At 73.1% G+C, this 22,603-nt stretch carries 17 protein-coding genes and 1 pseudogene; 12 read left to right on the forward strand and 6 right to left on the reverse strand.

Annotated elements, in window-relative coordinates:
• Window positions 1-239: pseudogene (locus tag ACFYP3_RS02380) on the reverse strand (transcriptional regulator); the annotation flags it as partial.
• Between the two features lie 284 nt (window positions 240-523).
• Between ACFYP3_RS02380 and ACFYP3_RS02385 the strand changes: the two are divergent.
• From ACFYP3_RS02385 to ACFYP3_RS02395, 3 genes are all read left to right on the forward strand, one after another.
• Entirely contained in the window at window positions 524-1,630 is a 1,107-nt protein-coding gene (locus ACFYP3_RS02385; RefSeq protein WP_030714355.1) for a nitronate monooxygenase family protein, read from the forward strand.
• Between the two features lie 14 nt (window positions 1,631-1,644).
• Window positions 1,645-3,225, forward strand: a complete 1,581-nt coding sequence (locus ACFYP3_RS02390; protein WP_388825441.1) for an acyl-CoA synthetase — start codon at window positions 1,645-1,647, stop codon at window positions 3,223-3,225.
• A gap of 118 nt (window positions 3,226-3,343) precedes the next feature.
• Complete coding sequence (locus tag ACFYP3_RS02395; RefSeq protein WP_388825444.1) at window positions 3,344-4,465, forward strand: calcium:proton antiporter; 1,122 nt, start codon at window positions 3,344-3,346, stop codon at window positions 4,463-4,465.
• A 33-nt stretch (window positions 4,466-4,498) separates the two neighbouring features.
• Here ACFYP3_RS02395 and ACFYP3_RS02400 read toward each other — a convergent pair whose 3' ends face one another.
• Complete coding sequence (locus ACFYP3_RS02400; protein ID WP_388825448.1) at window positions 4,499-6,988, reverse strand: penicillin acylase family protein; 2,490 nt, start codon at window positions 6,986-6,988, stop codon at window positions 4,499-4,501.
• A gap of 159 nt (window positions 6,989-7,147) precedes the next feature.
• On the opposite strand from ACFYP3_RS02400, the gene ACFYP3_RS02405 reads away from it, so the two are divergent.
• Window positions 7,148-8,710: a fatty acyl-CoA synthetase gene (locus ACFYP3_RS02405; RefSeq protein ID WP_388825451.1), complete on the forward strand. Its 1,563-nt coding sequence runs from the start codon at window positions 7,148-7,150 to the stop codon at window positions 8,708-8,710.
• Between the two features lie 141 nt (window positions 8,711-8,851).
• Here the strand turns inward: ACFYP3_RS02405 and ACFYP3_RS02410 are convergent, their stop codons facing one another.
• Both ACFYP3_RS02410 and paaK read right to left on the reverse strand, forming a co-directional pair.
• Window positions 8,852-9,706: a YhjD/YihY/BrkB family envelope integrity protein gene (locus ACFYP3_RS02410; RefSeq protein ID WP_388825454.1), complete on the reverse strand. Its 855-nt coding sequence runs from the start codon at window positions 9,704-9,706 to the stop codon at window positions 8,852-8,854.
• Between the two features lie 71 nt (window positions 9,707-9,777).
• Window positions 9,778-11,106, reverse strand: coding sequence for a phenylacetate--CoA ligase PaaK (paaK, locus tag ACFYP3_RS02415; protein WP_388825457.1), 1,329 nt, complete (start codon window positions 11,104-11,106; stop codon window positions 9,778-9,780).
• A gap of 107 nt (window positions 11,107-11,213) precedes the next feature.
• Here paaK and ACFYP3_RS02420 point away from each other — a divergent pair, with 107 nt between their 5' ends.
• Window positions 11,214-12,065, forward strand: a complete 852-nt coding sequence (locus tag ACFYP3_RS02420; RefSeq protein WP_388825460.1) for an alpha/beta fold hydrolase — start codon at window positions 11,214-11,216, stop codon at window positions 12,063-12,065.
• A gap of 112 nt (window positions 12,066-12,177) precedes the next feature.
• Here ACFYP3_RS02420 and ACFYP3_RS02425 read toward each other — a convergent pair whose 3' ends face one another.
• Window positions 12,178-13,809, reverse strand: coding sequence for an acyl-CoA synthetase (locus ACFYP3_RS02425; RefSeq protein WP_388825463.1), 1,632 nt, complete (start codon window positions 13,807-13,809; stop codon window positions 12,178-12,180).
• 197 nt (window positions 13,810-14,006) lie between these two features.
• On the opposite strand from ACFYP3_RS02425, the gene ACFYP3_RS02430 reads away from it, so the two are divergent.
• From ACFYP3_RS02430 to ACFYP3_RS02460, 7 genes are all read left to right on the forward strand, one after another.
• Entirely contained in the window at window positions 14,007-14,807 is an 801-nt protein-coding gene (locus ACFYP3_RS02430) for a crotonase/enoyl-CoA hydratase family protein (protein ID WP_388825466.1), read from the forward strand.
• A gap of 193 nt (window positions 14,808-15,000) precedes the next feature.
• On the forward strand, window positions 15,001-15,960 hold the full coding sequence (locus ACFYP3_RS02435) for a Zn-ribbon domain-containing OB-fold protein (protein WP_388825469.1): 960 nt from the start codon (window positions 15,001-15,003) through the stop codon (window positions 15,958-15,960).
• The gene (locus ACFYP3_RS02440; protein ID WP_388825472.1) at window positions 15,960-17,018 is read left to right on the forward strand and encodes a thiolase domain-containing protein; all 1,059 of its coding nucleotides are present in this window, start codon (window positions 15,960-15,962) and stop codon (window positions 17,016-17,018) included. Before ACFYP3_RS02435 ends, ACFYP3_RS02440 begins: the two co-directional genes overlap by 1 nt.
• Entirely contained in the window at window positions 17,015-18,190 is a 1,176-nt protein-coding gene (locus ACFYP3_RS02445) for a thiolase domain-containing protein (protein ID WP_388825474.1), read from the forward strand. The genes ACFYP3_RS02440 and ACFYP3_RS02445 overlap by 4 nt, the downstream gene beginning before the upstream one ends.
• A 131-nt stretch (window positions 18,191-18,321) precedes the next feature.
• Window positions 18,322-18,561 carry a DUF397 domain-containing protein gene (locus ACFYP3_RS02450; RefSeq protein WP_030714395.1) on the forward strand — a complete coding sequence of 80 codons (240 nt, stop codon included), beginning with the start codon at window positions 18,322-18,324 and terminating at the stop codon, window positions 18,559-18,561.
• Window positions 18,562-18,721: 160 nt separating this feature from the next.
• Window positions 18,722-19,129, forward strand: a complete 408-nt coding sequence (locus ACFYP3_RS02455) for an ACT domain-containing protein (protein ID WP_388825477.1) — start codon at window positions 18,722-18,724, stop codon at window positions 19,127-19,129.
• 135 nt (window positions 19,130-19,264) lie between these two features.
• Window positions 19,265-22,126: an ATP-binding protein gene (locus ACFYP3_RS02460; protein ID WP_388825480.1), complete on the forward strand. Its 2,862-nt coding sequence runs from the start codon at window positions 19,265-19,267 to the stop codon at window positions 22,124-22,126.
• Between the two features lie 64 nt (window positions 22,127-22,190).
• On the opposite strand, the gene ACFYP3_RS02465 is transcribed toward ACFYP3_RS02460, so the two are convergent.
• Window positions 22,191-22,352 (reverse strand): hypothetical protein, encoded by a 162-nt coding sequence (locus tag ACFYP3_RS02465; RefSeq protein ID WP_388825483.1) that lies wholly within the window; start codon window positions 22,350-22,352, stop codon window positions 22,191-22,193.
• Window positions 22,353-22,603 lie beyond the last annotated feature (251 nt).

The raw sequence follows: 22,603 nt of genomic DNA on the forward strand, positions 1-22,603 counted from the left end.
CCCGCGGTGCCCGCGGTGCCCGCAGCGCTGCTCGACCGTTCCGTGCGCGTGGTACCTGTAGTGCCGTCGGCGCCGTTCGTCCGTTCCGCGCCCGCCATGCCCGCCGTACCGGTCATGCCTTCGGGGCCGCTCGGCCGTTCCGCGCCCGCCATGCCTGCGGCGCCCGCCGGGCCCGGAGTGCCGGTTGTCCGTTCCGTGTCGGCCTTCGCCACCGCTTCGGCCCCCGTGTCCGCTGCCATCCGGCCCTCCTCGTCCGCAACCCGCACCCGCAAACCCGCACCCGCAACCCGTTGTCCGCCGTCAGGCTGTGCGTCGTCCCGCGCCCGCATGCCCGCCGCCGCGCGCCGCAGGCGGGCGGGGCCCGGGCCGCACGGATCCGCCCGGCGCGCCGCAGGCGATCCGCACGCTAGTGGGTATCTGCCCGCCCGCCGGGCACCCTCCGCACCCGCCGGCCCGTAAAGAATCTGACACTGCATCAGAAAATCTCTTCCCTCGCATGCCGGGCTGCGGCATCCTGCCGCCCATGGAGACGGAGCTGAGCAAGAAACTGGGAGTCGAGCACGCCATCTTCGGCTTCACGCCCTTCCCGGCGGTCGCCGCCGCCATCACCCGCGCGGGTGGCTTCGGCGTGCTCGGAGCGGTCCGCTACACCGCTCCCGACGACCTCAAACGCGACCTCGACTGGATGCAGGCGCACACCGACGGCAAGCCCTACGGCCTCGACGTCGTCATGCCCGCCAAGAAGGCCGTCGACGGCATCAGCGAAGCCGACATCGAGGCCATGATCCCGGCCGGGCACCGCGCCTTCGTCCGCGACACCCTCGCCAAGCACCACGTGCCCGAGCTCGCCGAAGGCGAGGCCTCCGGCTGGCGGATCACCGGCTGGATGGAGCAGGTCGCCCGCAACCAGCTCGACGTCGCCTTCGACTACCCCATCAAACTCCTGGCGAACGCCCTCGGTTCCCCGCCCGCCGACGTCATCGCCCGCGCCCACGACCACGGCGTCCTCGTCGCCGCCCTCGCCGGCAGCGCCAAGCACGCCCGCCGCCACGCGGAAGCCGGCATCGACATCGTCGTCGCCCAGGGTTACGAGGCCGGCGGTCACACCGGCGACATCGCCACCATGGTCCTCGTCCCGGAGATCGCCGAAGCCGTCGCCCCGCTCCCGGTCCTCGCGGCCGGCGGCATCGGCAGCGGCGAGCAGATCGCCGCCGGACTGGCCCTCGGCGCCCAGGGCGCCTGGCTCGGCTCCCTCTGGCTCACCACCACCGAGGCCGACCTCCATTCGCGCGCCCTCACCGAGAAGCTGCTCGCCGCGGGCTCCGGCGACACCGTCCGCTCCCGCGCCCTCACCGGCAAGCCCGCCCGCCAGCTGCGCACCGAGTGGACCGACGCCTGGGACGACCCGGAGGGGCCGGGCGCGCTCCCCATGCCCCTCCAGGGCCTGCTCGTCGCGGAGGCCGTCTCCCGGATCCAGAAGTACGAGGTCCACCCGCTGCTCGGCACCCCCGTCGGCCAGATCGTCGGCCGGATGAACAGCGAACGCAGCGTCCAAGCCGTCTTCGACGACCTCACCAGCGGCTTCGAGCGCGCCATCGACCGCATCAACCGCATCGCCGGCCGGGCCTGAGAGGTGTGATCAGCATGAGTGACCAGCCCGAATGGGGGTCCCCCCGGACGAAGTCTGGGGGAGGTTTCTGGGCCCAGGCGGCCGCCGACCCCGAGCGCACCGTCCTCGTCACCCCCGAGGGCGAGGAGTGGAGCGCCGGCCGGCTGCACGCCGACGTCAACCGCCTCGTCCACGGCCTGCGCGCCGCCGGTCTACGGCAGGGGGACGTCTTCGCCGTCGTCCTCCCGAACGGCGTGGAGTTCCTCACCGCCTACCTCGCCGCCTCCCAGGCCGGCTTCTACCTCGTCCCCGTCAACCACCACCTCGTCGGCCCCGAGATCGCCTGGATCGTCTCCGACTCCGAGGCCAAGGTGCTCATCGCCCACGAACGGTTCGCCAACGCCGCCACCGCCGCGGCCGACGAGGCCGCCCTTCCCGCGAGCCACCGCTACGCCGTCGGAGCAGTCCCGGGCTTCCGCCCGTACGGGGACCTCCTCGCCGGCCGGCCCGGCACGGTCCCCGGGGAGCGCACCCTCGGCTGGGTCATGAACTACACCTCCGGCACCACCGGGCGCCCGCGCGGGATCCGCCGACCGCTGCCCGGCAAGCTCCCCGAGGAGACGTATCTCGGCGGCTTCCTCGGCATCTTCGGCATCCGCCCCTTCGAGGGGAACGTCCACCTGGTCTGCTCGCCGCTCTACCACACGGCCGTCCTCCAGTTCGCGGGCGCCGCCCTGCACATCGGGCACCCCCTGGTCCTGATGGACAAGTGGACCCCGCAGGAGATGCTGCGCCTGATCGAGGGGCACTCCTGCACCCACACCCACATGGTCCCCACGCAGTTCCACCGGCTCCTCGCCCTCCCGCAGGAGACGAAGGACGCGTACGACGTCTCCTCGATGCGGCACGCCATCCACGGCGCCGCGCCCTGCCCCGACCACGTCAAACGGGCGATGATCGACTGGTGGGGCGGCTGCGTGGAGGAGTACTACGCGGCGAGCGAGGGCGGCGGGGCCTTCGCGACCGCCGAGGACTGGCTGAAGAAGCCGGGAACCGTCGGCAAGGCCTGGCCGATCAGCGAACTCGCCATCTTCGACGACGACGGCAACCGGCTGCCGCCCGGGGAACTGGGCACCGTCTACATCAAGATGAACACCGGCGGCTTCAGCTACCACAAGGACGAGGGCAAGACGAAGAAGAACCGCATCGGCGACTTCTTCACCGTCGGCGACCTCGGCCTGATGGACGAGGAGGGATACCTCTTCCTCCGCGACCGCAAGATCGACATGATCATCTCCGGCGGGGTCAACATCTACCCGGCCGAGATCGAGTCGGCCCTGCTCACCCACCCGGCCGTGGCGGACGCCGCCGCCTTCGGCATTCCGCACGCCGACTGGGGCGAGGAGGTCAAGGCGGTCGTCGAGCCGGCCGAGGGCTTCGCCGCGGGCGACGCGCTCGCCGCGGAGATCCTGCACCACTGCGAACGGCAGCTCGCCGGCTACAAGCGCCCCAAGACGGTCGACTTCATCGAGACGATGCCGCGCGACCCGAACGGCAAGCTCTACAAGCGGAGGCTGCGCGACCCGTACTGGGAGGGCCACGACCGCGCCATGTGAGCGGGCGTCACGAAGGCGTGCCCGCCACGCCCGGCGCGTGCGTGAGAAGGGCCACGTCAGGGCGGTGAGGGCGAGGCTCGGGCCGCATCGGAGGGACACTTCTGGCAAGTTGGCTGATATGAGTACGGCTACCCGCAGATCAGCCCTGACCGACTGGACCCTCGTCGTCCCCCTGGTGGCGCTCGTCGCGCTCGTCCTGAGCTGGGGACGCGACCTGCCCGCGCTCGGGGTGGTGCTGGTCGCGCTGTGCCTCGCGGGGGCGGTGCTGGCGGCCGTCCACCACGCCGAGGTCGTCGCCCACCGGGTCGGGGAGCCCTTCGGCTCCCTCGTGCTCGCCGTCGCGGTCACCGTCATCGAAGTCGCCCTCATCGTCACCCTGATGGCCGATGGCGGGGGCAAGACCGCCTCGCTCGCCCGGGACACGGTCTTCGCCGCCGTCATGATCACCTGTAACGGCATCGTCGGTCTGTCCCTGTTCGTCAGGGCCCTGCGCAACCGGGTCGCGGTCTTCAACCCCGAGGGCTCCGGCGCGGCCCTCGCCACCGTCGCGACCCTCGCCGTCCTCAGCCTGGTGCTGCCCACCTTCACCACGAGCAAGCCCGGCCCGGAGTTCTCCAGCGCCCAGCTGACCTTCGCCGCCGTCGCCTCGCTCGCCCTGTACGGCCTGTTCGTCGCCGTCCAGACCGTCCGCCACCGGGACTACTTCCTGCCGGTGGAGACCGAGCCGCCGGCCGACAGGCCCGACGGCCCCGGTGACGACGAGGACCACGCCGCCCCGCCCGCCGCCCGCGCCGCCCTGATCAGCGCCGGCCTGCTGCTCGTCGCGCTCGTCGCGGTGGTCGGCGATGCCAAGGCCGTCTCCCCGACCATCGAGAAGGGCGTCGCCGACGCCGGCCTGCCCAACGCCGTCGTCGGTGTGATCATCGCCCTGCTCGTCCTGCTGCCCGAGACCCTGGCCGCCGTCCGCGCCGCCCGCCGCGGCCGGGTCCAGACCAGCCTCAACCTGGCCTACGGCTCCGCCATCGCCAGCATCGGCCTGACCATTCCCGCCATCGCCCTGGCCTCGATCTGGCTCTCCGGCCCGCTCCTGCTGGGCCTCGGTCCGGTCCACATGGTGCTGCTCGCCCTGACCGTCGTCGTCAGCGCCCTCACCATCGCCCCCGGCCGCGCCACGCTGCTCCAGGGCGGCGTGCACATCGTGCTGCTGGCCGCGTACCTCTTCCTGGCCGTCAGCCCCTGAGGGCCGGCGGCCAGGAGGAGGAGGAGGAGGAGGTCAGCGCCGCTCGCGGGCCCAGACCACCGTCAGCTGCGGCGAGGCGAGGATGTCCCGCTCGCAGAAGCGCGCCGTGACCCAGCGTTCCCGGGAGAACAGCCGCGTCTGGTCCGCGGAGTGCGGCGAGCCCGGGTTCGAGGACTGGCCGTACGTCAGCAGCGTGCGCGCCACCGGGCAGGGGCCGCGGTCCCAGCCGACCGCCTGGATGTGGCTGGAGCCGTGCGCGACCTCCGCGTAGCCGCCGGCCGCCGCGTTCCACGGAGCCTCGATCTTGTTCCAGACGCCGAGCGCCTCCGTACCGCCGCCCACCGGCAGCTTCTCCCCGCCCCGCACCACGAACTGGTGCTCGCCCAGCGGGGCGTCCAGCGCGATCCCGGCCGCCCTCAGCTCGGCCACCGCGTCGGCGAGCGCCCGTCCGAAGCCGGGCGCCGCCTGGTTGAGCGTACGAGGAGTGCGTACGGGATCGGCCGCCGAGAACGGCACCAGCCACAGGTCCTTGGCCGCGGTGGAAGCCGTCAGCCGACGCCAGAACCGGTCGAAGAGCAGGGCGCCGCGGCTGGCGCTGTCGGCCGTACGGTCCCAGCGCGCCAGGACCGGGCAGGCGGCCGAGACGTCGACCGCGCTCCCGTCGCTGCCCGTCGCCGTACCGCCGGGCAGCGCCGCGCAGGCCTTCGCCGCGTCCGCCGCCGCCAGATCACCGGCCGGGACCCGGTTGGCGAACTGCTGCTCCTCCAGGTCGGCCACCGTCAGCCGGCCCTTCGCGGCCATCGCCGACACGTCCTCGACCGCGCCGCGGGTGCGCAGCGAACGCGGGGTGGCGACACTGCCCCAGACCCGCTCGTAGCCGGTCAGCGGACGGTCGGCATGGGCCAGCCAGGCGCTGTCGTTGGAGTTCTCGGCGTACGGGGCGTCGCGCAGCGTCGGTGCCTTCCCCGGGCCGAAGACGCCCGGCTGCACCGCGTCCGGATCCGAGCCGAGCGCGCAGTCCGTCCGCGAGCCGTCCAGCACGGCCAGTCCCGAGGCCGGGTACGTGGCCCGGCCCAGCGGGGTGGAACAGCGGGCCGCGAGCTCGTCGGTGATCCGCGGGAGCACCTGGGACTGCGTGAAGAGGGTCCCGCCCGCGGAGTCGGCGGCCACCGTGTTGACCCAGGGCAGGCCCTGGGTGCGGGCCAGGGCGTCCTGGATCCCGGAGACCGAGCGCGCCCGGCCCATGGCGAGGGCGGTGTCGGAGCCGCGCAGGTTCGCGGCGTTGGGGTCGTTCAGCGCGTACGCCGTGGCGGCCGTCCAGGGCAGCGGCAGGCCCGGGCCGAGGTTCGAGACCACCGGTCCGTAGCGCGTCCACCACTGGGTCCGGGTGACCGGATCGCCGCCGGACACCGGGACGGTGACGGTCCGCCGGGTCATCCTCTCCGGTGTGCCGTCGACCAGGTAGGCGGTCGCGTCGGCCGGGTCGAGCGTGAGCTGGTGCAGGCTGACGGGGGTGCCCGTGGCCACCGTGTGGCTCCAGGCGACCTTCTCGTTGAAACCGATGTTGACCACGGCGGTGCCGAGGAGGGAGCCGCCCGAGACGTTCAGCTTGCCGGGGATGGTCTGCTGCGACTGCCAGAAGCGGCGCCCGCCCTGCCACGGGTAGTGCGGGTTCCCGAGGAGCAGCCCGCTGCCGTTCGCCGTGGTGGAACCGGCGAAGGCGACCGCGTTGGAGCCCATGTCGTACCGGCTGGTGTCGAAGAACGCCCGCGCGGCCTCGGCCGCCGTCGCCGGATCGGGCGCGGAGGCCGGGCCGAGGGCCATCGCCGACGAGCCCGGCGCAGTGGCGGCGGGTGGCCGGCCGGCGGGCGGTTGGGCCGCGGGTGGCCGGCCGGCGGGCGGTTGGGCGGTCGTGATGCCGTCGATGCCGCGCCCCTGGCCGCCGAGGACGGAGACCGCGAAGCCGCGGGCGGCCACGTCGGTGGCGGTGACCGGGCGGACCCAACGGGCGCCCGCGCAGGCGGGGTCGTCGATCCTGTTCTGGGCGAGCCAGGCGTTGTACCCGGCGGCCCAGCCGCGCATCAGCTCCTTGAGGTCCTTGGTGGGGCCGGCCGGGGCGGGGGTCGCCAGCAGCTTCTCCACCGTGCCGGACTCGCGGACGCCCTTGAAGTACAGGTCGCTGGAGAGGTTCCGGGTGGCGGAGGAGAGGGATCCGTCGGGTGCGGCGTCGGGCCCGAACCAGCGCGAACGCTCACCGGCGACGGTCACGAACCCGTCGGCGAGGACACAGACCTGGTCGGCCGCCTGGGCCCAGCCGGTGCCGAAGCCGAGCTGGGCGTAGTCGCGGGCGAGGATGTGCGGGATGCCGTTCTCGGTGTACCGGATGACGGCGGACAGTCCGCCGCCGGCCGGTATCCGGTCACCGGGCGCCGCGGAGGCCTGCGGCGCCGCGGCCGTCGCGGCGAGCAGCGCGGCGCCGGTGAGGGCGACACGGCGGAGAATCGGACGGGTGCTGAGGTGCAAGGTGCCTCCCAAGTAGCCTGCGAGTGGGCATGGTTGCCGGCGGGACAGGCGGTGCGTCCGTGCCCCCCACACTCATGCAGGCAGTCCGATGATCTGTCAACATCCCGTTTGGTATCCCGGTCATTGACCTTCGGCGTGCGGGAGGACGAGGATCACGCCATGAGGGCAGAGCGAGCGGTGCGGGAAGAGCGAGCGGTGCGGGACGAGACGGTCGACGGGCTGGTGCGCGCCAGCGCGCTACGGGTCCCCGACCGCCTCGCCGTCCGCTACCGGGACCGCAGCTGGACGTACGCGGAACTGGACGCGGCCGTCACCACCGGCGCCGCCGTCCTGCGGGAGCGGTACGGCCTGGCCGCGGGCGAGCGCGTCGCCACCTTCGCCCACAACTGCGACGCCTACCTCCTCGCCTTCCTGGCCTGCGCCCGGGCCGGACTCACGCACGTCCCGGTGAACCAGAACCTCACGGGCGAGGACCTCGCGCACATCCTGGACAACTCCGGGAGTGCCCTGGTCCTCGCCGATCCGGACCTGGCGGGGCGGGTCCCCGACGGGTATCCCGTACGGGCGCTGCGTGACGCTCCCGGCTCGTTCCTCGCGGAACTGGCCGAGCCGTCGGCCGTCGCACCCGCGGACGCGGAGGAGTACGCGAGGGTGGACGCGGACCCGGGTCGGGTGGCGCAGCTGCTCTACACCTCGGGGACCACCGCCCTGCCCAAGGGCGCGATGATGACCCACCGGGCCCTCGCCCACGAGTACGAGAGCGCGATCGAGGCACTGGACCTGGCAGAGGAGGACCGGCCGGTGCACTCGCTGCCGCTGTACCACTCGGCGCAGATGCACGTCTTCCTGCTGCCGTACCTCGCGGTGGGCGCGCGCAACACCATCCTGGACGCGCCGGTCGCGGAGCAGGTCTTCGACCTCGTGGAGGCGGGGGAGGCGGACAGCCTCTTCGCCCCGCCGACCGTGTGGATCGGCCTGGCCAACCACCCGCAGTTCGCGGCGCGCGAGCTGGGCGCGCTGCGCAAGGCGTACTACGGGGCCTCGATCATGCCGGTCCCGGTCCTGGAGCGGCTGCGGGCTCGGCTGCCCGGCCTCGGCTTCTACAACTGCTTCGGGCAGAGCGAGATCGGGCCGCTGGCCACCGTGCTCGGGCCGGACGAGCACGAGGGGCGGATGGACTCCTGCGGGCGGCCGGTCCGCCACGTCGAGGCGAAGGTCGTCGACGAGGACGGCAAGGACGTGCCGGACGGCACGGCGGGCGAGGTGGTCTACCGCTCGCCGCAGCTGTGCCTCGGCTACTGGGACGACCCGGCGGCCACGGAGAAGGCCTTCCGGGACGGCTGGTTCCGCTCGGGCGACCTCGCGGTGCGCGACGCGCAGGGTTACTTCACCGTCGTGGACCGGGTGAAGGACGTCATCAACTCGGGCGGGGTGCTCGTCGCCTCACGCCAGGTGGAGGACGTGCTCTACACCCATCCGGGAGTGGCCGAGGCGGCCGTGGTCGGGCTGCCGGACGAACGCTGGATCGAGGCGGTCACGGCGGTGGTGGTCCCGCGCGGGGAGGTGACGGAGGCGGAGCTGATGACGTACGCGCGGGAGAAGCTCGCCCACTTCAAGGCCCCGAAGCGGATCCTCTTCGTGGACGCCCTTCCGCGCAACGCCAGCGGCAAGATCCTCAAGCGCGAACTCCGCGACCGCTTCGGAGCCCCCTCGCCCACCTAGCGCCAGAGCACGCCACGTGCGCCCTGTGCACGACCTCGCGGGGCTGCGGCACTAGTGCGCGACCGCTTCGGAGCCCCCTCGCCCACCTAGCGCCAGAGCACGCCACGTGCGCCCTGTGCACGACCTCGCGGGGCTGCGGCACTAGTGGGGGTGCGGGGTGTGAGGGGGGAGTGCCTCCGGGGGGAGGAGTCCGCTCTTGCGGAGGCGGCGGAGGGTGAGGTGTTCGTGGACGAGGCGGCCGACGAGGGCGCCGCCGTAGACCACGAAGCCGACGCCGACCAGCCAGGACTGGACGACCAGCAGGGTCCCGAAGGGGCCGTACGTCACCGCGTTGGACGCGATGAGAGGGGAGAACACCAGCTGTGAGAAGACCCGCAGCCCCAGCAGGCCGAGGCTGGTCGCCACCGCTCCCGGCACCAGGGCGCGCCAGCGGACCCGGCCGCCGAGCAACAGGCGCTGGGAGCCGATGAAGAACAGGCACGTGCCGAGGAGGTCGCCCACCGTACCGAGGATCGCGCCGATGCCGTCGTTCGAGGGTGCGGGGATCTCCACGAGCAGGGCGAGGTAGCAGACCAGCAGGGCGAGCCAGACGACGTGCCGCCACATGGTGTGCCAGCGGGCCGTCGGCAGGTCCCACACCTTCTCGTAGCCGGTCTGTACGGCCGAACCGAAGGTCAGGCCGAACACGGCGAGAGCGGCCAGACCGAACGCGGTGGTCCGCTCCAGCGCCAGGTCCGCGGCGCCGAACAGCATCTCGACCCGGGCCCGTGAGGACTGCGCCACCCCGAGGGCCTGGCCCAGCCACCGGCCGAAGCCGGAACCGCTGCCCGGTGCGGCGGCCGCCACGACCACCAGCAGCGGCACCAGGGTGAGGAACCCGAGGGCCGCGAAACCCATCGCCCGGTGCATCAGCTCCATCTCCCGGCCCCGGCTCCAGGCCAGCCCGATGTGGGAGCCCTGAAGCCGGTCGTGCAGCTGCCGGAAGAACGAGGTCACAGGTCATGCACTACCCGCGAGGGCGATCCGGCTCCCGGGAACGGCCCCGAATTGGGCCCGAAGAGGTGGTTTCAGCCGCCCGGCCGCGTGTCCGTCACCTCCCCCGCACCGCGGAGGTCCACCAGCCGCTTGATCTTCCCGACCGAGCGCTCCAGGGTCTCCGGATCGACCACCTCGACCCGGACGGAGACCCCGACCCCCTCCTTCACGGCCCGGACCACCTGGGCCGCCGCGGCCTCCCGCCCCTCCGCGTCCGTCTCCCGACGCGCCTCCACCCGTACGGTCAGGGCGTCCATCCGGCCCTCCCGGGTCAGACGCAGCTGGAAGTGCGGAGCCAGTCCGGCGGTCCGCAGGAGTACCTCCTCGATCTGGGTCGGGAACAGGTTCACCCCGCGCAGGATGATCATGTCGTCGCTGCGGCCCGTGATCTTCTCCATCCGACGGAACGCCGGCCGGGCCGTGCCGGGCAGCAGCCGCGTCAGATCGCGCGTGCGGTAACGGATGACGGGCATGGCCTCCTTGGTGAGCGAGGTGAACACCAGCTCGCCCTGCTCGCCCTCCGGCAGGACCGCGCCCGTCAGCGGATCGACCACCTCCGGGAAGAAGTGGTCCTCCCAGATGTGCAGGCCGTCCTTGTGCGACGCGAATTCCTGCGCCACGCCCGGCCCCATGACCTCGGACAGGCCGTAGATGTCGACCGCGTCCATGCCCAGCCGCTCCTCGATCTCCCGGCGCATCTCCTCGGTCCACGGCTCCGCTCCGAAGATGCCGGTGCGGAGCGAGGTGGCGCGGGGATCGATGCCCTGGCGCTCCATCTCGTCGAGCAGGGTCAGCATGTAGGACGGCGTCACCATGATGACCTCCGGCCGGAAGTCCTCGATGAGCCGGACCTGGCGGTCGGTCATCCCGCCCGAGGCGGGCACGACCGCACAGCCGAGGCGCTCCGCACCGTAGTGCGCGCCGAGACCGCCCGTGAAGAGCCCGTAGCCGTAGGCGATGTGGACGATCTGGCCGGGCCGGCCGCCCGCCGCACGTATGGACCGGGCGACGACATCCGCCCAGGTGGAAAGATCTCCGTCGGTGTACCCCACGACCGTGGGCCGCCCGGTGGTGCCGCTGGACGCGTGGATGCGCCGTACCTCGGACCGCGGCACCGCGAACATCCCGAAGGGGTACTGGTCGCGCAGGTCCGCCTTGGTGGTGAAGGGGAACAGTGCGAGATCGGCGAGCGAGCGGCAGTCGTCCGGATGGACGCCCGCCTTGTCGAAGGCCTGCCGGTAGAACGGCACGTTCTCGTAGGAGCGGTGCAGGGTCGCGCGCAGCCGGGTCAGCTGGAGGGCGGCCAGCTCGTCGCGACCGATCCGCTCGCCTTCGTCCTGGAGATCCGCGTGCACCGCCATGCCGTCACCTCATCCTGAGTCAACCGAACGATCATTCGGTAGATTGCCAGGAACGGGCAGGTCAAATCAATGACTCGAACGAGTGATCGTCTGTTCTGATGGCTCCCATGCCTACCTTCACCACCTACGACGGAACCGAACTCGCCTATCACCTGCAAGGCGAGGGCGAACCGCTGATCTGCCTACCGGGCGGGGCGATGCGGGCCTCCGCGTACCTCGGCGACCTCGGCGGACTGGCCGCCGGCCGCCGTCTCATCCTGCTCGACCTGCGCGGTACGGGCGACTCCGCGATACCGGCGGACGAGTCGACCTACCGCGTCGACCACCAGGTCGCCGACGTCGAGGCCCTCCGGACGCACCTCGGCCTGGAGCGCGTGGACCTCCTCGCGCACTCGGCCGGCGGCAACCTCGCCATGCTCTACGCGGCCGCGCACCCGCGGCGGCTGGGCCGGACCGTCCTGGTCACCCCCACCGCGTGGGCGGTGGACATCCCGGTCACTCCGGAGCAGCGGCTGGAGGGGGCCCGGCTGCGCGCGGGGACCGAGCCGTACGACACGGCCATCGAGGCCTACGAGCGCATCCTCGGGGGCGAAAGCCGCGGCGAGGCGGACTGGGACCTGGCCGCGCCGCTGTTCTACGGGCGCTGGGACGAGACGGCCCGGGCGCACTGCGCGGCGAACGGACTGCAGCAGAACGAGAAGGCCGCCGAGGCCTACGCGGGACCCGGCGCGTTCAACCCGCCCGCCACCCGGGAAGGCCTGCGGCGCGTCACGGGAGAGGTGCTGGTGCTGGCCGGGGAGCTGGACGGCAACCCCCGTCCGGCGCTGGCGGCCCGGCTCGCCGCGTTGTTCCCCGCGGGATCGCTCGACGTCCAGGCCGGGGCCGGGCACTTCCCGTGGCTCGACGACGCGGCCTGGTTCGCGGCGCGGGTGGAGCGTTTCCTGTCCGCGGGGGCCTGACCGGCCCGGCCGCCCCGTCCCCCATTCCGGCGGGGCTCTTCGCGTGTCGACGGGGGCGGGCAGGGAGGGTGGGGCGGACCGGGATCATCGGACCGGGTCCGCCCGCGCACCCTTATTTCACCGTGTCGGCCTCCGTCGCCACCGTCTTCGCCCAGCGGTAGTCCGCCTTGCCGCTCGGGGAGCGCTGGATGGCGGGGGCGATGACCAGCTGGCGGGGGATCTTGTAGCCCGCCAGGCGGGTGCGGCAGTGGCTCTGGATCTCGTCCAGGGTCGGCGCCGGGGAACCGGGGCGGACCTGGACCACCGCGGCCACGTGGCTGCCCCACGTCGGGTCCGGGACGCCCGCGACCAGGGCGTCGTACACGTCGGGGTGGGACTTCAGGGCCTGCTCCACCTCCTCCGGGTACACCTTCTCGCCGCCCGTGTTGATGCACTGGGAGCCGCGCCCGAGCACCGTGACGATGCCCTGCTCGTCGACCGTCGCCATGTCGCCGAGCAGCACCCAGCGCTCCGCGCCCTTCTGGAAGAAGGTCTCGGCGGTCTTGGCCGGGTCGTTGTAGTAGCCGAGCGGTACGTGCCCGCGCTGCGCGAGCCGCCCCGGCTCGCCCACCGCGACCGGCTCGTGCGTCACCGGGTCCACCACCTGCGTACGGTCGTTGACCACCAGCCGGAAGCCCTTCTCCGGGCCGGAGTCGTCCGCCGCCCGGCCGTTGGAGCCGGACTCGGACGACCCGAAGTTGTTCAGGAGCAGTACGTTCGGCACCAGCCGCTGGAACTCGGCGCGCACCGTCTCCGACATGATCGCGCCGGACGAGGACACGCTGAACAGCGAGGACAGGTCCGTGCCCCGGAGCGGGCCCTTCAGGGCGTCGATGAGCGGCCTGAGCATCGCGTCGCCGACCAGCGACACGCTCGACACCTTCTCCTTCTCGATCGTGCGGAGCACCTCCTCCGGCGCGTACTTGCGGTGGATGACCACCCGCTGGCCGTAGTTGAAGGCGATGAACGAGGTCAGCGTGGACGTGCCGTGCATCAGCGGGGGAGCGGGGAAGAAGGTGAGCCCGGCGCCCTTCGACGCGACGCGTTCGGCCAGCTCCTCCGGCCTCTTCACCGGCTCGCCCGACGGTTCACCGCCGAAGAGTCCCGCGAAGAAGAGGTCCTCGGCCCGCCACATGACGCCCTTGGGCATGCCGGTGGTGCCGCCCGTGTAGATGATGAAGAGGTCGTCGGGGGAGCGCGGCGGGAAGCCGCGCCCGGGCGAGCCGGCCGCCTCCGCGTCCGCGTACGCGATCGGGGTGATCGAGGGCTCCGGGGCGCCTTCGGGGGCCTCGCCGACACGGATCAGGTGCCGGAGCCGTGGCGTCTGCGGCAGCGCCGCCGCGACCCGCTCGGTGAACTCCCCCTCGAAGACGAGTGCGGCGAGATCGGCGTCGTTGTAGAGGTAGACCAGCTCCTCCTCCACGTAACGGTAGTTGACGTTCACCGGGACCAGCCGGGCCTTCAGGCAGGCCAGCACGGTCTGGAGGTACTCGATCCCGTTGTAGAGGTGCAGCCCCAAGTGCTCGCCGGGCTTCAGCCCGCTGTCGAGCAGGTGGTGCGCGATCCGGTTGGCCGCCGCGTCCAGCTCCGCGTACGTGAGGCGGCGCTCGGCGCCGGTCCCGGGGTGGTCCACGTAGACGAGGGCCTCACGGTCCGGGACCACGTCCACGACCGACTCGAACAGGTCGGCAAGGTTGTACTCCACCGTTCCTCCTGACCCCGAATGTTCACGACGTTCCCGACGACTGGCCCCGTGGCCGGCCTGCTCGGCGGTCATTAGAGCGCCGGAGCCGGCAACTGGGAAGGGCACCGCCCAAGAAATCTGACTGAGTGTCAGCAAACTATTGAACTGCACCCTCCCCTACTGCAACCTGTTCTAGGTCTTGAGACGGGAGGACGGCAATGGGTGGGACGGAACACCTGAGCGTGGAACGGCACGGCGCCACGCTGGTGCTCACCATGAACAGGCCCGAGGCGAAGAACGCGCTCTCGCTGCCGCTGCTGGTGGGGCTGTACGACGGCTGGCTGGAGGCGGACGCCGACGACACGATCCGCTCGGTCGTCCTGACCGGAGCCGGCGGGGACTTCTGCGCCGGCATGGACCTGAAGGCGCTGGCCGGGAAGGGGATGGCGGGCGACCAGTACCGGGACCGCCTCAAGGCCGATCCCGACCTGCACTGGAAGGCGATGCTCCGTCACCACCGCCCGCGCAAGCCGGTGATCGCGGCGGTGGAGGGGTACTGCGTGGCCGGCGGGACCGAGATCCTCCAGGGCACGGACATCCGGGTGGCGGGCGAGGGAGCCACCTTCGGGCTCTTCGAGGTCAAGCGGGGGCTGTTCCCGATCGGCGGCTCCACGGTGCGGCTGCCGCGCCAGATCCCGCGTACGCACGCCCTGGAGATGCTGCTGACCGGGCGCCCGTACTCCGCGCAGGAGGCGGCGCAGATCGGGCTCGTGGGGCGGGTCGTGCCGGACGGCACGGCGCTGGAGGCCGCGCTGGAGACCGCGGAGCGGATCAACGCGTGCGGCCCGCTGGCGGTGGAGGCGGTCAAGGCGTCGGTCTACGAGACCGCCGAGCTGACGGAGAGGGAGGGGTTGGCCTCGGAGTTGCTGCGGGGGTGGCCGATCTTCGACACCGCGGACGCGAAGGAGGGGGCGCGGGCCTTCGCGGAGAAGCGGCCCGCGGTGTACCGGCGGGAGTAGCCGCCGCGTCGTCGCCGCCGGGGGCGCTGCCCCCGCGCGCGCCGGGAGACTGCCCCCGTGCCCCCACGCCTCGAACGCCGGCGGGGCCGAAAGACCCGGGGCTCCGCCCCGGACCCCGCGCCTCGAAAGCCGGCGGGGCCGGACCTGTGCCCGGCCACCCCCCACTCGGACACCAACACATCGGAGAGCCACCATGACAGCTGCCTCCCCACCGGAGGTGCTCCGCGCGCCTCTCGTCGTCGAGTTCCCCTTCACCCGGTCCCTCGGACCCGTGCAGAGCGCCTTCCTCACCGGCCTGCGCGAAGGCGTCGTCCTCGGCGTGCGGACCTCCGCCGGAAAGGTGATGGTGCCGCCCGTCGAATACGACCCCGTCACCGCCGAGGAGATCCGCGAACTCGTCGAGGTCGCCGCCACCGGCACCGTCACCACCTGGGCCTGGAACGACCGGCCCCGCCGCGACCAGCCCCTGGACACCCCCTTCGCCTGGGTGCTGGTCAAGCTCGACGGCGCGGACACCGCCCTGCTCCACGCCCTCGACGCGCCCGCCCCCGAGGCCGTGCGCACCGGCATGCGGGTACGGGTCCGCTGGGCCGCCGAGCGCACCGGGGCCATCACCGACATCGCCTGCTTCGAACCGTACGAGGGCCCGGCGGGCGGCGGGGCCGCCCCGCACGACGGGGAGTTCGCCGACGCCGTCACCGGCATCGTCGCGCAGGCCCGACTGGACTACGTCTACAGCCCCGGCCGCGCCCAGACCGCGTACATCAACGCCCTCTCCGAGCAGAAGACCGTCGGCGAGCGGTGCCCCTCCTGCCACAAGGTGTACGTCCCCCCGCGCGGCGCCTGCCCCACCTGCGGGGTGGCCACCACCGACCACGTGGAGGTCGGCCCGGCGGGCACGGTCACCACCTACTGCATCGTCAACATCAAGGCCAGGAACCTCGACATCGAGGTCCCGTACGTCTACGCCCACATCGCCCTCGACGGCGCGGGCCTCGCCCTCCACGGCCGGATCGGCGGCATCCCGTACGACCAGGTGCGCATGGGCCTGCGGGTCGAGCCCGTGTGGACCGACGGCGGCCGCTACCCCGACCACTACCGCCCCACCGGCGAGCCGGACGCGGACTACGACGCGTACAAGGAGCTCATCTGATGGCCCGATACGCCCGTGAGGTCGCGGTGGTCGCCTTCGCGCAGAGCGACCACCTGCGCCGCACCGACGAACTCAGCGAAGTCGAGATGGTCATGCCGGTCCTCCACCAGGTGCTGGCCGCGACCGGCCTGAAGGCGGGGGAGATCGGCTTCACCTGCTCCGGCTCCAGCGACTACCTGGCCGGCCGGGCCTTCTCCTTCACCATGACCCTCGACGGGGTCGGCGCCTGGCCGCCGATCTCCGAGTCGCACGTCGAGATGGACGGCGCCTGGGCCCTCTACGAGGCCTGGGTCAAGATCCAGACCGGCGAGGCCGACACCGCGCTCGTCTACTCCTACGGAAAGTCCTCGCCCGGGTCCGTGCGCGATGTGCTGACCCGCCAGCTGGACCCGTACTACCTCGCTCCGCTCTGGCCCGACTCGGTGGCCCTCGCCGCCCTCCAGGCCCAGGCCCTCATCGACGCGGGCGAGACCGACGAGCCCGCCCTGGCCGCGATCGGAGCGCGCAGCCGGACCGCCGCCGAGACCAACCCGCACGCCCAGCTGCGCGGTCCGGTGCCGCAGGGCGACTACCAGGTGCGGCCGCTGCGCACCGGGGACTGCCCGCCCATCGGCGACGGCGTGGCCGCCGTGGTCCTCGCGGCCGGCGACCTCGCCCGCCAACTGTGCGCACGCCCGGCCTGGATCACCGGGATCGACCACCGGATCGAGGCCCACGGCCTGGGGCTGCGCGACCTCACCGACTCCCCGTCCACCCGGATCGCCGCCGAACACGCGGGCGTCTTCGAGGCACCCGTGGACACGGCGGAACTGCACGCCCCGTTCTCCTCCCAGGAGGTCGTGCTCCGCAAGGCGCTCGGGCTCGGGGACGGCGTCACCGTCAACCCCTCCGGAGGCGCGCTCGCCGCCAACCCGATCATGGCCGCCGGCCTGATCCGCATCGGCGAGGCGGCCGCCCGCATCCACCGCGGCGAGTCCGACCGGGCCGTCGCCCACGCCACCTCCGGCCCCTGCCTCCAGCAGAACCTGGTCGCCGTCCTGGAAGGGGACCGAGCATGAGCACCACGGGCAAGGAGCCGGTGGCCGTCGTCGGGATCGGCCAGACCAAGCACGTGGCCGCCCGCCACGACGTCTCCATCGCCGGACTGGTCCGCGAGGCGGCGGCGCGCGCCCTCGCCGACGCCGAGCTGACCTGGGCGGACATCGACGCGGTCGTCATCGGCAAGGCCCCCGACTTCTTCGAGGGGGTGATGATGCCGGAGCTGTACCTGGCGGACGCCCTCGGCGCGGTCGGCAAGCCGATGCTGCGCGTGCACACGGCCGGTTCGGTCGGCGGGTCCACCGCCCTGGTCGCATCCAACCTCGTCGCGGCGCGCGTCCACCGGACCGTGCTCACCCTCGCCTTCGAGAAGCAGTCCGAGTCGAACGCCATGTGGGGGCTCTCCCTCCCCGTCCCCTTCCAGCAGCCGCTGCTGGCCGGCGCGGGCGGGTTCTTCGCCCCGCACGTGCGCGCGTACATGCGGCGCACCGGCGCGCCCGACACGGTGGGCTCGCTCGTCGCCTACAAGGACCGGCGCAACGCGCTGAAGAACCCGTACGCGCACCTGCACGAGCACGACATCACCCTGGAGAAGGTCCAGGCCTCGCCGATGCTGTGGGACCCGATCCGGTACTCCGAGACCTGCCCCTCCTCGGACGGGGCCTGCGCGATGATCCTCACCGACAGGGCGGGCGCGGCCCGTTCGCCGAAGCCGGCCGCCTGGGTGCACGGCGGGGCGATGCGCAGCGAGCCCACCCTCTTCGCCGGCAAGGACTTCGTCTCGCCGCAGGCCGGCAAGGACTGCGCGGCCGACGTCTACCGGCAGGCGGGGATCACCGATCCGCGCCGGGAGGTCGACGCGGTGGAGATGTACGTGCCGTTCTCCTGGTACGAGCCGATGTGGCTGGAGAACCTCGGCTTCGCGGCGGAGGGCGAGGGCTGGAAGCTCACCGAGGCGGGAGTCACCGAACTCGACGGGGACCTCCCGGTGAACCCGTCCGGCGGCGTGCTCTCCACGAACCCCATCGGCGCCTCCGGCATGATCCGCTTCGCCGAAGCGGCCCTCCAAGTGCGCGGCCAGGCCGGGGAACACCAGGTTCCGGGCGCCCGGCGGGCCATGGGCCACGCGTACGGCGGCGGCTCCCAGTTCTTTGCGATGTGGCTGGTGGGGGCCGAGGAGCCCACCACCTGACGGCGGTCGGGCCGGCGGCGGAGGGGCCGGCCGGGGTACGGGACAGGCCACGGTGACTCACCGTGGCCTGTGCGCCACGCGCTGCGGTGGTTAACCTTGCCCCCGGACGACGTACCGGGAGGAGCACGCACGTGGCCGAGAGCATGATTTCGCAACCCCTCGCCGGCTGGGGCAAGCCGGACCTCGATCTCACCGAGGCCGACTGGCAGTCGAGCAGCCGGGGGGCGGGTGACGTCCAGATCGCCTTCGTGGAGGGCTTCATCGCGATGCGCAACAGCGAGCGGCCGGAGAGCCCCTCGCTGATCTTCACGCCGGACGAGTGGCACAAGTTCGTGCTGAACGCCCGGGGCGGCGAGTTCGACCTGACCTAGGCCGAGCTCGTACGTGCGGCACCACCGGGCGCGGAGCCGCCGCCCCGGTGGCCGCCCCACGTGCGGAGCAGCTCCGCGATCTCAGCCCTCCGCGGCAGCGACGCACCCCCGGCCGACGGCTCCCCATCGGGCATATCGGGAGGATGCGAAGGTTGGGGGCATGAGTGGAGAGAACGATCTGCGCAAGCTCCTGAGCGGCATGCGGCCCGAGTTGAACGAGGGGCGGTACGTGTTCTGCACCGTGCCCGAGGGCGCCGTGCCCTCCGGTACCGCGCCCGTCGCCACCGTGCGGGAACCCGAAGGGCTCACCCTGGTCCTGCGCCAGGAGGACGCCGACGCCGCCGGACTCGCCTACGACTACACCGCTGGCTGGATCACCCTGCGCATCCACTCCGCCCTCGACGCCGTCGGCCTCACCGCGGCCTTCGCCGCCGAACTCGGCGCACACGGCCTGAGCTGCAACGTCATCGCCGGCTACCACCACGACCACCTTTTCGTGGCCGAGGACCGGGCCGCCGAGGCGGTGGCCGTCCTGGAGGCGCTCGCGGCGCGTTCGGCACGGGACTGACGGGCCCAGGAAGGCCGCCGGAAGGTCGCCGGAAGGTCGCTTGTAAAGAAGATCGGATTCTTTCCGTACTGTGGGGCACCCCGTGCCGTGCGCGGGCGTACGCTGATCTCCTGAACAGGCCTGGGGGTACCAGCCATGACGGAGCGTCGGACCCGCAGGCGGCGTGCGATGGTCGAGCGCGAGGCCGAACTCGCGACCGTCGACGAGGCCCTTGACCAGCTCACCGGTCCCGGGCCGGACGCCGGAGGCGCGCTGCTCGCCTTCTCCGGCCCGGCCGGACTCGGCAAGACCACCCTGCTCGCCGAACTGTGCCGCCGCGCCCACGCCCGCTCCTGCACCGTCCTCGCCGCCCGCGGCGGGGAGCAGGAGCAGGGCCAGCCCTTCCATGTCGCCCGCCAGCTGATCCAGCCCCAGCTGGCCGGGACCTCCGAGCAGGAACTGCGCGCGGCCCTCGGGAGCTGGTACTCCATCGTCGGGCCGGCCCTCGGGCTGTGCGCCCCCGAACAGGGCGCCCCGCCCGACCCGCAGGGCCTGCGCGACGGGCTCGACTGGGTCCTCACCCACCTCGTCGTCAAGCGCGCCCCCGTCACCCTCGTCCTCGACGACGCCCACTGGGCCGACCCCGAGTCCCTCGGCTGGCTCGCCGCCTTCGCCCCGCGCGCCGAACACCTCCCGCTGCTCCTCGTCGTCGCCTACCGGCCCGACGAACTCCCCGCGGACGCCGAGGCCTTCCGCACGCTCCCGGGCCGAGCGGGACAGCGCCCACTGCCCCTCGCGCCGCTCACCCCGGCCGCCGTCGCCGCCCTCGTCCGCGAATGGCTCGGCGACCACGCCGACGACGCCTTCTGCCAGGAGGCCTGGGCCGTCACCTCCGGCAACCCCTTCGAGGCCGTCGAACTCGCCGCCAAGGTCCGAGAGAAGGGCCTGCCCCCGGTCGAGGCGACCGCCCCGCTGCTGAGCGACCTCGTCGCCGCCCAGCGCGGCAGCGGACTCGCCGCCCGCCTCGAACGCCTCGGCCCCTCCACCGTCCGCTTCGCCTGGGCCTGCGCCGTCCTCGGCACCGCGATCCCGCAGGACATCGCCGCCCGGGTGGCCGCCCTCGGCACCGAGGAGGCCGTGGACGCCACCCGGCGGCTGCGCGACGCGCGCGTCCTGTCCGCCGCCACGGAAGAGCCCGACGCGGGGCTGGAGTTCGTCCACCCGCTCATCGCCACCGGCATCTACCGGGCCATCCCCGACGCACTGCGCGTCGCCCTGCACGGCAAGGCCGCCGCGGCCGTCGTCGACGCCGGACTCGGCGCCTCCGCCGCCGCCCGCCACCTGCTGGAGACCCACCCGGAGAACGACCCGTGGGTGGTGCGGATCCTGCGCGAGGCGGCCGGCGAGAACCTCCGCGCGGGTGCCCCCGAGGCCGCCCGCCGCCAGCTCGCCCGGGCGCTGCGCGAGCCCCCGGACTTCGACGAGCGCGCGGCCGTGCTCTACGAACTGGGCTGTGCCTCCCTGCTCACCGAGCCCGCCACCACCGTCAACCACCTGCGCGCCGCACTCGCCGAGCCCTTCGACGACCCGGCGCTGCGCCAGGGCATCGTCATCCGGCTGGCCCAGGTGCTCGCGCACAGCGACCGTCTGGCCGAGGCCTCCGAGTCCCTGGCGCGGGAGATCCCGAACACCCAGGACGTTCGCGCCCGACTGCGCCTGCAGTCGGAGCAGTTCATGTGGGACGCCTTCAACGCCGCCGAGACCGACTCCCCGGCCCGCTCGCGGCGCCTGGCCCGGCTCGCCGACAGGCTGACCGGCCGCGACCTCACCGAGCGGTACGTCATCGGGCTGCGCGCCTGGGACGCCTGCCTGCGGGGAGAGCCGGTGGACGTGGTGCTGCACCACGCCGGACGGGTGCTGGAGCGGCCCTTCAGCTGGGCCCACGAGGACCGCGGCTTCGAGGTCCCGGTCCTCGTCGCGATGGCCCACATGTACGCCGACCGGCCGGGACGGGCCGAGGAGCTGTTCGAGGCGGGTACCGCCGAGTTCGAGCGGCAGGGCTGGCGCGGGGCGCACCTGTCCTTCGCCTACAGCCTGCGCGGCTACATCCGCTACCGGCGCGGGCGGCTCGTCGAGGCGGAGGAGCTGGCGGGGGCCGGGCTGCGGCTGGCCGAACGCGTGGGCCGGCGCACCCCCGTGCACTGGTACGCCATAGCCATCCTGCTCACCACGCTGCTCGCGCGGGGACGGGTCGACGAGGCCTGGGAGCTGGCACGGGAGCACGAGTACGGCAGGCCCTTCCCGGCGGCCGTGGTCTTCCCCGACTCCCAGACCGTCTACGCCGAACTGCTGCTGGCCCGCGGGCAGGTACGGGCGGCCGTCGCCGAGCTGGAGGAGGTCGACCGGCGGCTGACCCCGCGCGGCATCCAGAACCCGGCGTGGTGCCCGTGGCAGCTGCACCTGGCCCGGGCCGTCGCGGCGGACGATCCGCACCGGGCGCGCGCCCTGGCCGGCGACGCCGTCCGGCGGGCCCGTACCTTCGGCGCCCCTTCGGGCATCGGCCAGGCGCTGCGGGTGGCGGCCGAGGTCGCGGCCCCGGAGGACCGGGTCGGGCTGCTGGAAGAGGCGGTCGGCCTGCTCGCGCAGTCACCGGCGGGCTACGAACTGGCCCGCGCCCTGGCCGCGCTCGGCGCCGAACTGCGGGACGCGGACCTGCTGGCGCGGGCGGTGGTGACGGCCCGGGAGTGCGGGGCCGACGGGCTGGTGGCCCGGGCGACCGACGTCCTGCTCTGGCTGGGCGGCACGCTGCCGTGCGGGCCGGAGGCCAGGGACGCGGGGGGCGGGCTCACGCAGGAGGAGCTCCGGGCGGCGCGGTGGGCGGCGGGCCGGTCCGCCGCCCAGGACGGTCCCGGCCGCAGTCCCGGACCAGGCCCGCAATGGGCCCTGTCCGCGGCCTGCCGCAAGCTCGGCACCGACCTGGTGGGCCTGCCGGCCGCCCTGGAGGCCTACGCACCGTAGACCTCCAGGGCGTACGTCAGCGCGTAGGTTCGTGGCGTACACGCCGAACAGGTCGACGATCAGGTCAGCCGGTCCCCAGCACCAGGTTGGAGACGGTCTCGCCCTTCGTCCAGTTCAGGTGGGAGGAGTTCGGCGGGGTCGGCCGGATGCGCAGGGTGATCCTGCCGTCCGGGCCCACCGGCACGATCAGCGAGTGGGCGACCGCCTGGCCGGCCGTGAAGTTCACGTTCGACGTGATCGGCGCCTGCTGCCCGCCGGGGAAGACTGGTGGTCGGAGTCCCCGGGGGCGGTGATCGTGACGTTGAGGGCGACGGCCGTGATGCCCGTGGCCGGCAGCCCGGCTCAACATCACCGCGACTGGCGCGCCGCCTGGGCACGTCGCCGCCTTTGCGTCCGGCACCGAGCAGCCGACCACGTCCAACGGCCACTGCGGTCACCCCCTCGGGGATGCCGCTGTTGCCGCCGACCTTCGCCCGG

This window comes from Streptomyces sp. NPDC005533 (genome assembly GCF_042871845.1).
Classification (GTDB): domain Bacteria; phylum Actinomycetota; class Actinomycetes; order Streptomycetales; family Streptomycetaceae; genus Streptomyces.

Bases quoted from the DNA above. Each gene is read 5' to 3' on its own strand.
- ACFYP3_RS02395 (WP_388825444.1), top strand. From the start codon at position 3,344: ATGAGTACGGCTACCCGCAGATCAGCCCTGACCGACTGGACCCTCGTC.
- ACFYP3_RS02460 (WP_388825480.1), top strand. From the start codon at position 19,265: ATGACGGAGCGTCGGACCCGCAGGCGGCGTGCGATGGTCGAGCGCGAG.
- paaK (WP_388825457.1), bottom strand. From the start codon at position 11,106: ATGGCGGTGCACGCGGATCTCCAGGACGAAGGCGAGCGGATCGGTCGC.
- ACFYP3_RS02455 (WP_388825477.1), top strand. From the start codon at position 18,722: ATGAGTGGAGAGAACGATCTGCGCAAGCTCCTGAGCGGCATGCGGCCC.
- ACFYP3_RS02440 (WP_388825472.1), top strand. From the start codon at position 15,960: ATGGCCCGATACGCCCGTGAGGTCGCGGTGGTCGCCTTCGCGCAGAGC.
- ACFYP3_RS02435 (WP_388825469.1), top strand. From the start codon at position 15,001: ATGACAGCTGCCTCCCCACCGGAGGTGCTCCGCGCGCCTCTCGTCGTC.
- ACFYP3_RS02430 (WP_388825466.1), top strand. From the start codon at position 14,007: ATGGGTGGGACGGAACACCTGAGCGTGGAACGGCACGGCGCCACGCTG.
- ACFYP3_RS02405 (WP_388825451.1), top strand. From the start codon at position 7,148: ATGAGGGCAGAGCGAGCGGTGCGGGAAGAGCGAGCGGTGCGGGACGAG.
- ACFYP3_RS02445 (WP_388825474.1), top strand. From the start codon at position 17,015: ATGAGCACCACGGGCAAGGAGCCGGTGGCCGTCGTCGGGATCGGCCAG.
- ACFYP3_RS02390 (WP_388825441.1), top strand. From the start codon at position 1,645: ATGAGTGACCAGCCCGAATGGGGGTCCCCCCGGACGAAGTCTGGGGGA.
- ACFYP3_RS02385 (WP_030714355.1), top strand. From the start codon at position 524: ATGGAGACGGAGCTGAGCAAGAAACTGGGAGTCGAGCACGCCATCTTC.
- ACFYP3_RS02420 (WP_388825460.1), top strand. From the start codon at position 11,214: ATGCCTACCTTCACCACCTACGACGGAACCGAACTCGCCTATCACCTG.